This is a genomic window from Corallococcus sp. CA041A, assembly GCF_003612075.1.
In the GTDB taxonomy this organism is placed as follows: domain Bacteria; phylum Myxococcota; class Myxococcia; order Myxococcales; family Myxococcaceae; genus Corallococcus; species Corallococcus exiguus.
Window position 1 is genome coordinate 1 of the sequence record NZ_RAWF01000256.1, and the last position, 14,353, is coordinate 14,353.

Consider the following 14,353-nt stretch of genomic DNA (forward strand, 5'->3'; position numbering starts at 1 on the left):
CACCCTCCCCGCCCCCGCGAGCCGCAGCGCTCCGAAGCCGAGGATGGCCACCAGTACCGCCGAGTACACCGCCACTCCGGGCAGGACGCGGCGCCCCGTATCCCGGTGCTCGAACGCCCAGTTGGCCACCGTGGCGAACCACACCAGGACGAACGTCAGGCCCCACAACCCCGTCACCGATACCAGCTGCACCAGCACCGGCACCTTTGCCTGGGTGTAGGCCAGCACGCCCCAGGTGCCGAATGGATTGCCCAGGCTGCTGAAGAGCTCCAGCCCCGTCGTCGCCGCTGGCAGGAAGAGCGTCCCCACGAAGGTGCCCCGTGGCCCCACGACGAGCCGGTCCGCCAGGTACAGCAGCGCGACCACCACCGCGCCTCCCAAGGCCATGCCGAAGGCGCTCGCGGCGGAGCCCGGGAACACTCCCAGGTTCGCCACGTAAACGGCGATGGTGTTGGCCACCAGCAGCCCCACGAAGCCCACCGCGGGCCGCTGCCTCCGGGAGAAGAAGAGGAACAGGGCGCCCATCAGCCAGCCGGGCAGCACCGCCCACTCCGTGTTCAGCAACAGCACCAGTCCAGCCCCGACGCCCAGGGCGAGCCACGGCATGAACATGGACAGACGCCGCGCTCCTTCGTCCGGATGACCGCTCATCGCGCTCCCCTCTTCTTCGTCGAACCTGTCGTCGGCTTCATGCGCCCCAGTGCTTCGCGCGCCTCGTCACACCAGCGCAGGTGCGCCTCCAGCCCGAGCAGCCCCGCGCGAATCGACAAGTGCTGGTAGGCAAACTCCGGATCGTCTTGCCGGGCGTGGCGTACGTCCTCGTCGATGAGGCGCAGCACCGCCAGCAGCCCCTCGGCCTCGGCGCGGCTGCGCTCCACCTGCGCCAGGGAGTCCGCGGGCCCCACCTGGGCCCCGAAGAAGAGCTTGAGCAACAGCTCGTTGCGCTCGACGTGGGGGAGCACCGGCCGCCTCAGCCATTCAGCGAGCGCCTTCCGCCCCGCCGCCGTCACCCGGTACACCTTGCGGATCCGTCCGCCCCGCGAGCGCTCCTCCGGCTCGAGCTCGACGAGCCGCTCCTCCGCCATCCGCTCCAACGTCGGGTACAGGTTGCCGTAGCTCTCCTGCCAGAAGTGGCCCACCGACCGCTCGATGGTGCTTCGCAGGCCGTACCCACTCATCGGCTCCCGGCACAGCATCCCCAGGATGGCGAACCGACAGGTGCTCTCCCTCGCCATGACTGCCTCCTCCACCCGGATATATCAGGCTGATATATCCGGCCACCAGCCCTCGTTCGGCGTCCCCTGGAGTGGCCAGGGCTACCCTCTCGCAGTCTCGACTGTTGGGATGCTCATTCGCTGGGACGCCGCCGCGCAGTGTCGCGATTGAAGGAAGACCAGACGCCGTCGCGGACCTCGTCGCTCAACCCCAACGCCTCGGCGCGCTCCAGCAGCGACTTCAGCTCCTCGGCGCTCAACAGCGGCCGCAGGTCCGCATGGCCCACCTGCTGGAAGAACTGGTGCACCAGCACCCGGGCCGCCGCCTCACGCAACTCCTGCTCGTCGCCGACGACCAGGGTCTTCGCGAGCCGCGTCAGGACGGTGTTCCGCGCCAGAAAGGTTCCCCGATACAGACTCAGCTCGCTCAGCGCCCAGAGCGCGTTCACCCGCTGCCGGGCGGAGAGCTGGCCCTGTTCGAGAATCTCCACCAGCGCGTCGAACACCTCGGGTCCACGCTTGCGGAGCTCCAACAGGTCGACGGGGACCCGCCACTTGTCCAACTCATTGACGAGCCAGCGATGCGCCTTCGCGTCCATGACGACCACACTCCCAGTTCAAGCGGTGAAAACAAGCCTGCTCGCCCCCAGAAGACGAACCGTAGAGTGGCTGCATGACCTCTCCCCGCTCGGCCTTCCCGTGGTCCCCTTCCCTGCGTGCCACCGTCGCGCTGGGCTTCCTGTCCCTGGGTGCTGGCTGTGGCCCTGAAGCGGTCGGTGATCCACCCGCCGTGGCGCAGACCGCTCGGCCTCTCTTGGGCGCCACGCCCGCCGCCGCCGGGGAGTTCCCCTGGATGGTGTCCCTCCAGGACGCGGCCGGGAACCACCTGTGTGGCGGCACCATCATCAACACCCACTGGGTCCTCACTTCACGCCAGTGCGTGCTGGGGACCGGCACCGTGACGCCCCCGCATCCCAGCACCCTGCGCGTCGCGGCGGGCAGCAACAGCCTGGCGGCGATGAGCAGCGCGGGTCAGGTGAGTACGCTGCTGGACATCATTCCCCTCATTGGCTCGTGGGATCCGACGCAGGGCAAGGACGCGGCGCTCCTGCGGTTGATGACCCCGCTGACGCTCAATGGCACCACGGTGGCGGCCCTGCCGGTGGCGACGGCGGCGGATGTCTCCGCCGGCTACACCGATCCGGGCGTCATCGCCACGCTCTCGGGCTGGGGGCAGACAACCCCCGGCAGTGCAATCCCAGACGCGTTGATGAAGATGAGCGTGCCGCTGATGTCCAACGCGGATGCCTCCCTGGCGCTGGGGCAACCCCTCACCACCGACCAACTGGGGGCGGATGGTTCGGCGCAGGGCAACGCCTTCTGCACGGGGGACGTGGGAGGCCCGCTGGTGGTGGACGGCCCCTCCGGGAAGAAGCTGGTGGGCGTCGCCAGCTACAACCTGGGCTGCTCGGCGCCGAACATCTTCGAGCGGGCTGCGTACCTCAAGGGGTTCATCGACTACATGACCCCGCGGCTGAGCACCGCGCCGCGGGCGACACTGCAGCATGTGAGCGCCGCCCAGGGCGGCTGGAAGCACTACTCCCTGACCCTGCCGTCGGGCATCCCCGCGTTCACCGTGTCGCTCCAGAAGGGCACCGGCAATGGCACCCTCTACGTGCGCTACAACGCAGCGCCCACGCTGACGAACTACGACTGCCGCTCCGGTGCCACGGACAGCAACCTGGAGTATTGCTCCCTCTACTACCCGAGCCAGGGGACCTGGTACATCTCCGTGTATGGCGAAACGGCCGTCGTCGAGGCCTCCATGCTCGGACGTACTTTCTATTGATACGGCCGCTTGCTCCAGGTGCCATGAGGACGGAGTAGGCTTCCGCTCGCATGAGCACGAGCGGAACGACGGCGCCCGGATTCTGGCTGGAGGTCGACCTCGCGCTGACTGGCGATGAGGTCAGCGCAACAGCGCGGGGCAGCGGAGGCCAACAGCCCGCGCCGCACAGGTTGGGGCCCGCGCACTCGCGCGAGTCCCTCCGCCGCTTCGGTGAGTGGGTGCGGGACGCAGCCGTGCGCGGAGTACCCCTGGAGTCCGCCGAGCAGGCGCGGGCGCTGCACTCCGCCCTCTTCCGCGAGGGGCTCCAGGAGGTGCTGCTCGAGCTGCGCGGCGTGTCGCGCAACATCGGGAGCAAGAAGCCGCTGCTGCTGCGCCTGCTGCCCCGGGACCGCGAGCTCCAGGCGCTTCCCTGGGAGGCGCTCTGTGGACCGTCCGGGCCGCTCGACTTCCTCGGCATCTCGCCGGAGCTGTGCATCGTGCGCGGGGTGCAGTCCACGAAGCCCTGGCTTCCTCGCGAGGTCACTGGGGCCGTGCGGCTGCTCGTCGTCTCGCCGCTGGACGAAGAGGCACCGGCCCGCCTGCGCGCCATGCTCCAGCCGGCCATCGACTCCGGAGCGCTGGAGTGGATGGAGCCGCTCGTGGGGGCCCGCTCGCGGCGCGACTACGTCATCGACCGGCTCCGCTCGGAGCCCGCGCCGCACATCCTGCACTTCATCGGTCATGGCGGCGTGGACGCGAAGGGGGCTCCGGTCCTGCAACTCACGGATGCGGACGGCGCGTCCGCGGGGCTCTCCGTGGAGCTGCTGGCGAAGGAGCTGGCGGGAGCCTTCCGGGGCGACCTGCGATTGGTGGTGCTCGAAGCCTGTCAGGGCGCTCAACCGGGGGCGCTGACGAGCGCGGCGGAGCTGCTCGCGCAGGGCGGCGCGGACGCGGTGGTGGCGCACCTGTGGCCGGTGAAGACAGACGTGGCGCGCGCGTGCTCGCGGGCCTTCTATCGCGCGTTGGTGGGAGACACCCGGCACCGGGGCGACGTGGCCCGCTGCCTCCATGACGCGCGCAGCACGGTGCTCACGGAGTTCGGCGAGAGCGCCGAGGCCTTCTCCCCCGTCCTGTACCTGCGAGGCAGTGATACCACCCTCTTCTCCTTCCGGCCCGCCCGGGTGAACGCCGCGCCCCGTGCTCCCGTGCGGTCCGAACCGGTGCGCGGAGAGGACCCGTCCCTGCGCGGGCTCCTGGACCTGGTCTCGCGTCCCTTCTCCCTGGTGCTGGGCGACCACGGGGGCACCACGGACGAGGACCTGCGGGAGCTCTTGCACGGCCGGATGCGGGGCACGCCCTGGGCCGTGCCGGAGGCGCTGCCGATGAGCGCGCTGGCGCAGCGGTTCACGCTGCGCTTCGGGCCCAAGACGCTGGACTCGCACTTCCAGGAGGTGTTCCGGGATGCGATGCCCACGCTTCCGCTGGTGGAGGCGCTGGCGCGGCGGCTGAGGCCCGGCGTGCACATCACGCTCTTGCGCATGCCTGTGTTGGAGCAGGCACTCGCGCTGCACCGGCCCGAGCTGCCGCTTTATGTCATCCAGCCGTCGACGCCAGACGAGGGCTCCGCGCTGATCCGACGGCGCCTGCCAGGGCAGGACTGGGAACCGCTCGACACGCTGCCCCTGGACTTCGACCCGTCGCGCGACGTGGCGCTGGTGCGGCTGTACCGGGGCTACCTGCCCGACCGCGTCTTCGAAACGCCCCTGCTCACGGAGGACGATTACCTGCACGGCGTGCGAGACCTGGAGTCCGTCCTGCCTCCGGACCTGGCGGACGCCATCCTGGGGACGCTGGACAGCCGCCCCGCGCTGCTCATTGGACTGTCATTGCTGGCATGGAACCACCGCATGCTGCTGTCTCGGTTGTTCGGACGCCGGCCGCTCCCTCGCAAGAGCCTGGTGCTGCTGGAGCCCGGGGTGCATGAGGCGGAGTCTTGGAAGTCAGGCCGGGGCCTGCCCGCGGGCGCTGGCATCCAGGTGGTGCAGGCGGAAGCGGGCGCGGTGGCCGAGTCGCTCGGCACGGGGACGCAGGGAGGTTCGCGATGAACGGCCTGGTGAATCCCTTCCTCGGGCCGCAGCCCTACCGCGCGGCGGACCGCGAGCGCTTCTTCGGCCGCGAGACCGTGACGCAGCGGCTGGTGAATCGCATCCTCGCGCACCCGTGCCTCACGCTCTTTGGCCCCTCGGGCGCGGGGAAGTCGTCGGTGATGCAGGCCGGCGTGATTCCGCTGTTGGAGGAGGCGCACGAGTTCCGCACGGTGCGCATCGACGGGTGGCTCGCGGGGGAGGCTCCGCTGGCGCGGCTCGTGCGCACGATGCACGCGGAGCTGGAGCTGGGGCCTCCACCGGAGCAAGCGGGGACGGTGGAAGCGCTGGACTCGGCGCTGGAGCTCGCGTCGCAGCGCTCGGACCGGCCGGTGCTCATCTACCTGGACCAACTGGAGCAGCTCTTCCTTCCGGGGCGCGACGTGGAGGCGACCGGCGCGCTGCTGAAGGGGCTGGACGCGCTGGCACGCAAGCCGGTGCGCGGGCTGCAGCTCGTGCTGGCGATGCGCGAGGACTACCTGGGGCGCTTCCGTGACCGCGTGCGGGGCCGGCGCGAATTGCTGGAGCAGGGCTTCCGGCTGGGGCCGCTCACCGTGGGCGAGATGGTGCGGGTGTCGTGCCGGCTGGCCACCGAGAAGGGCCTGCCCACGCAGCCCTGGTCCGAGCAGGAGGTGCGCGCGCTGATGCGGCAGGTGCGCATGGCGGGACAGGGCGAACAGGACGATGACGCCGAGGTGCAGGCCGCGTTCGCGCAGATCGTCTGCCGGGCGCTGTGGGACGAACGGGCGCGGGGCCAGGCCGTGGAGCCTGTCGCCGCGGAGCCGATGGTGCACCGCTACCTGGAGGCGACGCTGGATGCGCTCGGCTCCGACAAGAAGCGGGCGGCGCGCCGGTTGCTGGAGCAGCACCTCATCGCGAGCGACGGCAGCCGGACCCTGCTGACGGAGCAGGAGGCCCGCGCCGAGCTGCCACCCGAGCACGCGGACGAGGTGCTGACGCACCTGGAAGCGGCGGCGGTGCTGCACGCGGAGCAGCACCAGGGCAGCCGGTACTTCGAGCTGGGACACGACTGGCTCGCGCGCAAGGTCTTCGACCTCAAGCAGCAGCGCATCGAGCGGGAGTCAGGGCAGCGACAGCGCCGGCGTGAAGCGGCCGAGCGGCGCAGGCTCATCATCCTGGCCTCGGTGGCGGTGGGCGTGGCGGCGCTGATGGCCCTGCTGCTCATCTGGGCCTGGACGGAGCGGACCCATGCGGAGCGGGCGAAGACGGCCGCGGATGGCGCGAAGCAGGAGGCCGTCAAGCAGGCGCGAGACGCGCGGGGATTGGCGTTGATGGCGGGGGCTCGCGACCTGCAGGGCCGCGGCTACGCCGCGATGGCCACGAAGCTGCTGCTCGAAGTGCCTGAGCCCGAGCAGGCGCGGTGGTGGACGCAGTTGGCGCATGACGTCCTGAAGGAACCCCTCCCGGAGGTGACGTTCCAGGGAACGGCTCCGCTGAACGTCGCGGCGTTCAGCCCGGACGGCCTGCGGGTGGCGGCGGCCTCCCGGGAAGGACCGGCGTGGGTATGGCGCGTGGACGGGACGGGCACCCCCGTGGCGTTGACGGGCCATGAGGGCATCGTCGACTCCATCGAGTTCAGCCCGGACGGGCAATGGGTCGCCACCGCCAGCCGGGACGCCACCGTCCGGGTGTGGCGGGCGGATGGGACGGGCACGCCCGAGGCGCTCTGGAAGTACGAGGACACCGTCCACTCCGCGAGGTTCAGTCCGGATGGCCAGTGGCTGGTGACGGCTTCGGCGGACATGAGCGTGCAGGTGCGGCGGGCGGATGGAACCGGCGAGCCCGTGATGCTGGGCGAACACCAGGCCTCGGTCCTGTCGGCGCGCTTCAGCCCGGAGGGGCGGCGCGTGGTGACCGCCTCCTGGGACAGGACGGCGCGGGTATGGCGGGCGGATGGGAAGGGCCCACCCATCGTGCTCAAGGGGCACACGAAGCCCGTCTTCTCCGCCGAGTTCAGCCCGGATGGACAGTGGGTGGTGACGGCTTCCGAGGACAAGACAGCGCGGGTGTGGCGAGCGGATGGGAAGGGCTCGCCCGTCGTGCTCAACGGGCATGAGGGGAGCGTGAACTCCGCCACGTTCAGCCCCGATGGCCAGTGGGTGGTGACGGCTTCCGAGGACAAGACGGCGCGGGTGTGGAAGGCGGATGGGACGGGCTCTCCCACCGTCCTTAATGGCCATACAGACCCCATCACCTCCGCGGAGTTCAGCCCCGATGGCCAGTGGGTGGTGACCACGTCGTTCGACGGGACCGCAAGGGTGTGGAGGGCGGATGGAAGAGGCTCCCCCCGGGCGCTCCAGGGGCACCAGGGCTGGGTCGCGGACGCGCGATTCAGTCGGGACGGCCAGCGGATCATCACCGCGTCCAGTGATGGAGCCCTCCGGGTCTGGAAGGCGGGCGGGCCGGAGCTTCCCGTGGTGTTCCAGGGTCCCGGAGAGGCGGCCGACGCGGTCCGGTCCGCGCGGTTCAGCCCGGATGGGCAGCGGGTCGTCACGGCGGGCGCCGACGGAGCGGCACGCGTCTGGCGCACGGAGGGGACGGGCGCCCCCGTGGTGCTCGATGGGCGCGCGGGTCCCGTCTTGTCGGCCGCGTTCAGCCCGGATGGACACCAGTTGGTGACTGTCTTCGAGAACGGGAGTGCGCGGGTGTGGCGGACGGATGGGATGGGCCCTCCGGTGATGCTGAAGAATCCGCTCAGGCCCATCGGGTCCGCGGAGTTCAGTCCGGATGGCCAGTCGGTGTTGATCACGTCCGGGGGCGAGCCCCAGGTGTGGAGGGCGGACGGGAGCGGGACACCGCGGGTGCTGAAGTCCGACGATGCACGCTCCGCCCGGTTCAGCCGCGACGGTCAGTGGGTCGTGACCGCGTTTGTCCGGGTCCCGAAGGTGCAGAGGACGGATGGAACCGGCACGCCCGTGCTGCTCCAGGGCCATGAGCGCCGCGTCCTCTCCGCCGAGTTCAGCCAGGACAGCCAGTGGGTGGTGACGGCGTCCGAGGACCAGACCGCGCGGGTGTGGAAGGCGGACGGGACGGGCACACCCGTCGTGCTCAAAGGGCATGGAGGTGACGTCTATTCCGCGAGCTTCAGCCCGGATGGCTTGTGGGTGGTGACAGCGTCCGCTGACAAGACCGCGCGGGTGTGGAGGGCGGACGGAACGGGCACGCCCGTCGTGCTCAAGGGACACCTGAACGTCGTCAATTCCGCGAGCTTCAGCCCGGATGGCCTGTGGGTGGTGACGACCTCGGTTGACCAGACCGCGCGGGTGTGGAGGGCGGACGGAACGGGCGTGCCCCTGGTGATCCAGGGCTGTGAGTCGGAGGTCGCATCCGCCGAGTTCAGTCCGGCCGGGCAACAGCAGGTCCTGACGGTGTGCGCCGATGGACAGGCACAGCTCTGGCCCCTGGATGTCTCGGAGCTCCAGCGGCGGCTTCGGGCCGTCAACAAGGACTGCCTTCCTCCGGACGTCCGTCGCAGCTACCTGGATGAAAGCGAGGAGCAGGCGCGCAGCGGCTATGCGGAATGTGAGAGGGCCCAGGGACGGGATCCGCTCGTGACGCCGCCCCCGACGCTACGGCTGCTGCCCTGAAAGCCTTGCAGCGGGGTCTCCGAGCAACACATAGCCGCGCAAGTCATTGCGCTGCATCCACTGATGACCCTGTCGCTTCGGGTCAACAGGATCCGGAATGCCATACACCTGCGCGTCCTGCCGCGCCCGGTAGCCCGCCAGCAGCGCGTCGTTGACGCCCCGGTACGCGCTCATCAACGCGTCCAGGGCGACGCCCGCGCGGCTACCGTTGGACAGGATCTGGAGCGCGGAGAGGACACGCGAGGCACGGCCGCGCGTCATGTCCTCCGAGTCCAGGAACCCGAGCGTCCATGCCAGGTCGCTGTGGCCGATGATGCCCAGCGGGCCGCGCGGATTCGCCAGCAGGGCCTGGGGCAGCGCCGCCACGAAGGGACGCTCCCCTGCCCTGGGCAGGCTGTGCAGCACGGAGTCAGGACGGCCCGCGAACCCGCCAGCCGCGGCGATCTGAGCGAGCCATGCATGGAACGCACTGTCCGGTGGAGTCGCCGCGCCGAAGCACGCCACGCTGAACCACATGCCTCCGGGCAGGAAGGGCGTGTCCCGCAGCATGGCTCCCGTGAGCGGTGGGCCTCCGCCCAGCGTCAGCGCGCCCTGCATCGCCCGCTGCTCCTCGGGAGAAGCCCAGCCCTTCGAGGGCCGCCCCAACCCATGCGCCACCGTGAGCATCACCGCCGAGCGCGCATCGGCCGCGGCCTCCAGGAGCGCGTCCGCGTCCGCGTAGTCATAGGGAACCTCCTGGACCTTCAACGCGGGCCGCTTCTGCCTCCACCGCGTCTCCATGACCTGCCGGCAGGGCTCCACCAGCAGGTGGTGTCCGGAGGTCGTGGCCGTCGTCCCGTCCCGCGCCGTGTACAGGAGCATGTCGGGGGACTCCGGAGGCGCGCCCTGCTTCTCGGCCGCGATCACCTTCCCCGCGTAGGACGTGTAGCCCGCGAGGTCTGGTTCACCGTCGGGCAGCCCTACGTGAAGCCGTCCCACGAACGCGCCATGCGCGAGCACGTGCTGCAACTCCATGGACACGTCGGGCAGGTCCCCGAGCAGCAGCAGGTACCTGGGACGCTCCTCCTCGGGGACGTCCTCGGCCCGGTGCACCGACTCCTTCCAGCGCACCGCCGCGTTCGCGTCCATGCCGGGAGGAACGCGGTAGCGCATCACCGCGGCGCCCTGCTCCTGCTCGCGGTGCTGGAGGAGCGGCTCGATGGCGCGAAGCATGGCGTCGCCCGCCGTGCCCAGGGGCGCGATGACACCCCAGCGCTGCGCGGGCAGGTCATTCGGGTTCGCGTCGGGCCGCTCCAGCGTCATGCCCTCGGCACGGCGAGGAAGCGGCGCGGGCCTGGGGGCATCCCGGGTGGAGTCCGCGGGAAGCCCGTCCTCCAGCACCGGCCGGCGGTCGTCAGCGCGCGCGAGCAGGAGCTGGAGTGATTCATCCTTCACGGGCTCGGGCATCTTTCGGCTCCCGGTGGGACCTGCGTTCTATTAATTCACGGCCCGCGGACGCGGCAGGGTACGACCTTTTTTCGTCCAGATTCCGGAGACTGGTCCAGGAATTGGAAAACGGGCCCATCCTCGCTCGCCCCCTCCCTTCCAATCCCTTGCAATGACTGGAATGGGCGTATGACGCCCTGCCCGGCACAACAGCTGCACTGTTGTTGTGCATGCACGGTAAAATCCTCCTCCTCGATTCGAAGCCCCCGGTTCGTGGGGCAACGGCGCGTCACCTGACGGCCGCGGGCTTCACCGTCCTCACCGCTCGCACGGATTCCCAGGCTCGCGGCCTGCTGGATGCGAATCTGTTCGACGCGATCCTCATCGACCACCCCTTCGGCCGGCCCGGCATGGAAGAAGGTCTGCGCTTCGCGCGCGACCTGCGCCTGCAGGACGCGCACATTCCCATCCTGTTGATGACGGCGCTGCCCCTGGACGAGGTGCGGCACTCGGCGTGGACCAGTGGCATCACCAGGCTGCTGCCCAAGCCGCAGCTGATGCCGGTGCTCATCCTCCACCTGTCCGCGCTGATTCCCGCCGCGGCCAATGAGGACCAGCCCCAGCCCATCCCCATGCGGTGAGCCTCCAGGCTGCCGTCATTGCCTGATTCAGTCCGGATTCTGGAAAGTGGATCCGCAAGCTGGACAGACGCGCGCGGCGGACGTGCTTCCACCGGGCCAAGTCGTTGTAATGACTTCCTTCCTCTATCCTCGGGGGCACTGGCCCCTCACTTGCTCATGCCTTCGTGTGTGCCCCGGAACCTGCTGATCGTCGATGATGAAACGGTCCTGTGCTGGGTCCTGGGCCGCTTCTTCGCCAGCGCCGGCTACAAGGTCGACTCCGCCACGGACCTGAATGAGGCCCTGGAGCACATGAAGCGCAGCCGGTACGACCTGGTCATCAGCGACCTGCGGCTGAGCGGAACGCAGTCCGAGGAAGGGCTCATCATCGCGGAGCGGGTGCGCGAGTCCTCGCCCGCCACGCGCATGGTGCTGCTGACGGCGTTCGCGACGCCGGAGCTGGGGACGCGTGCGCAGGCACTGGGCGTGGACCTGGTGCTGAGCAAGCCCCAGCCGCTGCCGGACCTGGCGGAGCACGTCTCGCAATTGCTGGAAGTACCGCGCTAGCGCCTCGCACCGTCGGCCCATGGACGGGCGGCCCTTTCCTGGACAAAGGGCCAGGGTACGCAAGCGCGGCACGCATGGCAGCATGAGTGGACCGACATGCCCCGCTACGCCCTCATCGCCGAACCGGATCGCCACCGTGCCGCGGGGCTGCTCGCGCTCGCGCAACAAGAGGGACTGGAAGGCGTGGTGGCGCGCGATGGCGCGGAGGCCCAGGAGCTGGTGCGTCAGCGCGGCTCACCCACGCTGCTGGTGACGGACCTGGCGCTGCCCCGGGTGGACGGGTTCGCGTTGCTGGCGTGGCTGAGAGGCCGCTCGGACGCACGCCACACGGCGGTGGTGGTGGTGACGGCGTTCGACGAGCTGCGCGTGCGCGCCTGGCAGCTCAAGGACGCGCTGGGCATCCACGCGCTGCTCAGCCGGCGCGCGGGACCAGAGGCGACGCGGCGCGGCGCGAGCTGGCCCGGCACGCGGAAGGCCTCTGTCCTCCCCCGGGCTTCGTGGTGCGCTGGACGGGGGACCCTCCTGCTCGCGCTGCCCGGGGCGGACGCCGTGGGCGCGGAGGCCACGCGCCAGCAGCTCCATGACGTGCCCGGCCAGCCCGCGTGCGTGTCCATCGCTGTGACGGTGCGGGGCGAGGAGGATCCGCACGGCACCCTGGACCGCGCGCACGCCGCGCTGGTTCGAGCGAAGTCCGAGCGCAAGGCCGGCCCCCCGCACGCCTGAAGCCAGGCTGATGGGTGGGATGGCCTCCACCTGGCGGTCCGGAGGGCCCGAGCGCCCGAGCGGTGCGTCAATGCCGTGAAAACCCCGAGGGCCCTGGCTATCGAAGGACTTTTCCGCCCCCGTGGCGCGAGGGTCCCCCCGATGATCCCCTTCTCCGTCCTCGACCTGTCCCCCGTCATCTCCGGGGGCGACGCCGGCCTCGCCCTCCACAACAGCCTGGACCTGGCCCGCCACGCGGAAGCCCTGGGCTACAAGCGCTTCTGGCTGGCCGAGCACCACAACATGACGGGTATCGCCAGCGCGGCCACGTCGGTGGTCATCGGGTACGTGGCGGGGGGCACGAAGACGATTCGCGTGGGCGCGGGCGGCGTCATGTTGCCCAACCACGCGCCGCTCATCATCGCGGAGCAGTTCGGCACGCTGGAGACGCTCTATCCCGGCCGCATCGACCTGGGCCTGGGCCGCGCGCCGGGGACGGATCAGCGCACCTCCGCCGCCCTGCGCCGGGGCCTGGGGGGCGCGGACAGCTTCCCGCAGGACGTGGTGGAGCTGCAGAACTACTTCAAGGACCCGGTGCCGGGGCAGGCCGTGCGCGCGGTGCCGGGCGCGGGCCTGCACGTGCCGCTGTGGCTGTTGGGCTCCAGCACCTTCAGCGCGCAGCTGGCCGCGGCCCTGGGGTTGCCCTTCGCGTTCGCGTCGCACTTCGCGCCCGCGCAGATGATGAGCGCGCTGCACCTGTACCGCACGCAGTTCCGCCCGTCGGACGTGCTCCAGAAGCCGTACGCGATGATTGGCGTGAACGTCTTCGCCGCGGACACGGACAAGGAGGGGCAGCGCCTCTTCACGTCGCTGCTCCAGGCCTTCATCAACCTGCGCCGGGGCCGGCCGGGCCCGCTGCTGCCGCCGGTGGAAAGCATGGACGGTCAGCTCAACGAGATGGAGCTGGCGGAGATCGAACACATGCTGGCGTGCACCGTGGTGGGCTCGCCGGACAGCGTGCGCGACGGCCTCCAGTCCCTCATCGAGCAGACCGGAGCCGACGAGCTGATGGTGACCGCGCAGATCTTCGACCACGCGGCGCGCCTGCGCTCCTACGAGATCGTCTCGCGGGTGCGCGACCAGCTCACGGCCGCTGACACGCGGCCCGCACCGTCCCCGCAAGCCGTGCGATGAGCTGGGCGTCGTGGCTGCCGAAGACGCGGCGCGAGCCGCCCGGCAGCCCCAGCACCAGGTAGTGGGTGTCCTCCACCACGAGCAGCGCGGCCATGGACGCGAAGAGGCCCAGGGCGGTGAGGACGAGCCCCGCCTCGTAGGCGCCCTTCAGCGCCGTCACGCTGATGGACAGCCAGGACAACAGCGGCAGCCCCAGCGCCCCGGCCAGGCCCACCGCGAGCAGGTAGGGCCACACCTTCGGGGTGCGGCGCGCGGTCTCCACCTGGAGCACGTCGCGCAGCGCCCAGCTCTGGCCGCCCACGGCGAGCCGCTCGGCGGTGACGCGGACCTGGCCGGCCTGGAAGAGGGAGGGCTCCCCCGAGTCCAACACCGGAGCCACCGGGCGGCGCTCCACTTCACGCAAGGGGACAACGGGACGCAGCACGGTGACGACGGCCATCGGTTCACCCATGGGTGGTCTCCAACAGAGGGAAGTGCGAGCGCAGGAGGGCGCGAAGCTCATCGAGTGGGCTGCCCAGCGCGAAACATGCCCGGGCCCCCTGACACAGGGCGCGGGACACCAGGCGCTCGTCCGCGAAGGGCAGGAGGACGACGACGGGCGCGGTGGCGGCGCAGTCCCGCGCGCGTGTCATCACCGGGAGGATGGCCTCCCCGCGCTCCACGTGCGCCAGCACCAGGTCCGGCCGGGCCGCGTCCTCCGCGTCCAGGAACAGGGCGATGCCCAGGTCGCCCAGCACGTCCGCCAGCAGCGAGGCCAGGGACTCATCCGCACCGAGCAGCAAGGCCCGGGTTGTGCGCAGGGACACCACGGTCCCACGTCACAGCAAGCTACATGCCGGAACCACCGTCCCCCGGGGCCACCGAGTGATCACCCGTGGACCGTGGCAATCCGCCAGCCCCCCGTGGCGGATTGCCACGCGGGCCTAGTTCAGGGGGCTCGTGCCTGGAGCGTCGTGCGGCGGCGGGGAGACGTCCCAGGAGGAAGAGCCCGCCCGCGGCAGCTCGAACCAGAACGTGCTCCCCTTCCCGCGCGTGGACGTGACACCCACCC

12 protein-coding genes and 1 pseudogene are annotated in these 14,353 nt (G+C 70.6%); 7 read left to right on the forward strand and 6 right to left on the reverse strand.

Going from position 1 to position 14,353, the window contains the following annotated elements; all coding sequences use genetic code 11:
• The 3 genes and pseudogenes from D7V77_RS33375 to D7V77_RS33385 all read right to left on the reverse strand — a co-directional run.
• A pseudogene (locus tag D7V77_RS33375) lies at nt 1–651 on the reverse strand (apolipoprotein acyltransferase); the annotation flags it as partial.
• Nucleotides 648–1,235, reverse strand: a complete 588-nt coding sequence (locus tag D7V77_RS33380; RefSeq protein WP_120580322.1) for a PadR family transcriptional regulator — start codon at nt 1,233–1,235, stop codon at nt 648–650. The gene D7V77_RS33380 and the pseudogene D7V77_RS33375, both read right to left, overlap by 4 nt.
• A gap of 113 nt (nt 1,236–1,348) precedes the next feature.
• On the reverse strand, nt 1,349–1,813 hold the full coding sequence (locus tag D7V77_RS33385; RefSeq protein WP_147452240.1) for a hypothetical protein: 465 nt from the start codon (nt 1,811–1,813) through the stop codon (nt 1,349–1,351).
• Between the two features lie 74 nt (nt 1,814–1,887).
• On the opposite strand from D7V77_RS33385, the gene D7V77_RS33390 reads away from it, so the two are divergent.
• Genes D7V77_RS33390 through D7V77_RS33400 form a run of 3 tightly spaced genes read left to right on the forward strand, consistent with a single transcriptional unit; the run spans nt 1,888 to nt 8,794 of the window.
• A complete protein-coding gene (locus tag D7V77_RS33390; protein WP_120580324.1) occupies nt 1,888–3,063 on the forward strand; it encodes a trypsin-like serine protease in 1,176 nt (391 codons plus the stop codon).
• A gap of 50 nt (nt 3,064–3,113) precedes the next feature.
• Complete coding sequence (locus D7V77_RS33395; protein ID WP_120580325.1) at nt 3,114–5,147, forward strand: CHAT domain-containing protein; 2,034 nt, start codon at nt 3,114–3,116, stop codon at nt 5,145–5,147.
• Nucleotides 5,144–8,794, forward strand: a complete 3,651-nt coding sequence (locus D7V77_RS33400) for a hypothetical protein (protein ID WP_120580326.1) — start codon at nt 5,144–5,146, stop codon at nt 8,792–8,794. The genes D7V77_RS33395 and D7V77_RS33400 overlap by 4 nt, the downstream gene beginning before the upstream one ends.
• On the opposite strand, the gene D7V77_RS33405 is transcribed toward D7V77_RS33400, so the two are convergent.
• Nucleotides 8,777–10,240: a hypothetical protein gene (locus D7V77_RS33405; RefSeq protein WP_120580327.1), complete on the reverse strand. Its 1,464-nt coding sequence runs from the start codon at nt 10,238–10,240 to the stop codon at nt 8,777–8,779. The genes D7V77_RS33400 and D7V77_RS33405 overlap by 18 nt on opposite strands.
• Nucleotides 10,241–10,449: 209 nt before the next feature.
• Here D7V77_RS33405 and D7V77_RS33410 point away from each other — a divergent pair, with 209 nt between their 5' ends.
• The 4 genes from D7V77_RS33410 to D7V77_RS33425 all read left to right on the forward strand — a co-directional run bounded on the left by D7V77_RS33410 (nt 10,450) and on the right by D7V77_RS33425 (nt 13,302).
• Nucleotides 10,450–10,860, forward strand: a complete 411-nt coding sequence (locus D7V77_RS33410; RefSeq protein WP_126933729.1) for a response regulator transcription factor — start codon at nt 10,450–10,452, stop codon at nt 10,858–10,860.
• A 156-nt stretch (nt 10,861–11,016) separates the two neighbouring features.
• Nucleotides 11,017–11,406 (forward strand): response regulator, encoded by a 390-nt coding sequence (locus D7V77_RS33415; RefSeq protein ID WP_120580329.1) that lies wholly within the window; start codon nt 11,017–11,019, stop codon nt 11,404–11,406.
• Nucleotides 11,407–11,502: 96 nt separating this feature from the next.
• On the forward strand, nt 11,503–12,129 hold the full coding sequence (locus D7V77_RS45090; protein WP_233597391.1) for a response regulator transcription factor: 627 nt from the start codon (nt 11,503–11,505) through the stop codon (nt 12,127–12,129).
• 141 nt (nt 12,130–12,270) lie between these two features.
• Nucleotides 12,271–13,302: an LLM class flavin-dependent oxidoreductase gene (locus D7V77_RS33425; RefSeq protein WP_120580330.1), complete on the forward strand. Its 1,032-nt coding sequence runs from the start codon at nt 12,271–12,273 to the stop codon at nt 13,300–13,302.
• Here D7V77_RS33425 and D7V77_RS33430 read toward each other — a convergent pair.
• Nucleotides 13,253–13,753, reverse strand: coding sequence for a DUF6232 family protein (locus D7V77_RS33430; RefSeq protein ID WP_120580331.1), 501 nt, complete (start codon nt 13,751–13,753; stop codon nt 13,253–13,255). The two genes, D7V77_RS33425 and D7V77_RS33430, sit on opposite strands and share 50 nt — an antisense overlap.
• On the reverse strand, nt 13,746–14,108 hold the full coding sequence (locus D7V77_RS33435) for a DNA-binding response regulator (RefSeq protein WP_233597392.1): 363 nt from the start codon (nt 14,106–14,108) through the stop codon (nt 13,746–13,748). Before D7V77_RS33435 ends, D7V77_RS33430 begins: the two co-directional genes overlap by 8 nt.
• Nucleotides 14,109–14,353 lie beyond the last annotated feature (245 nt).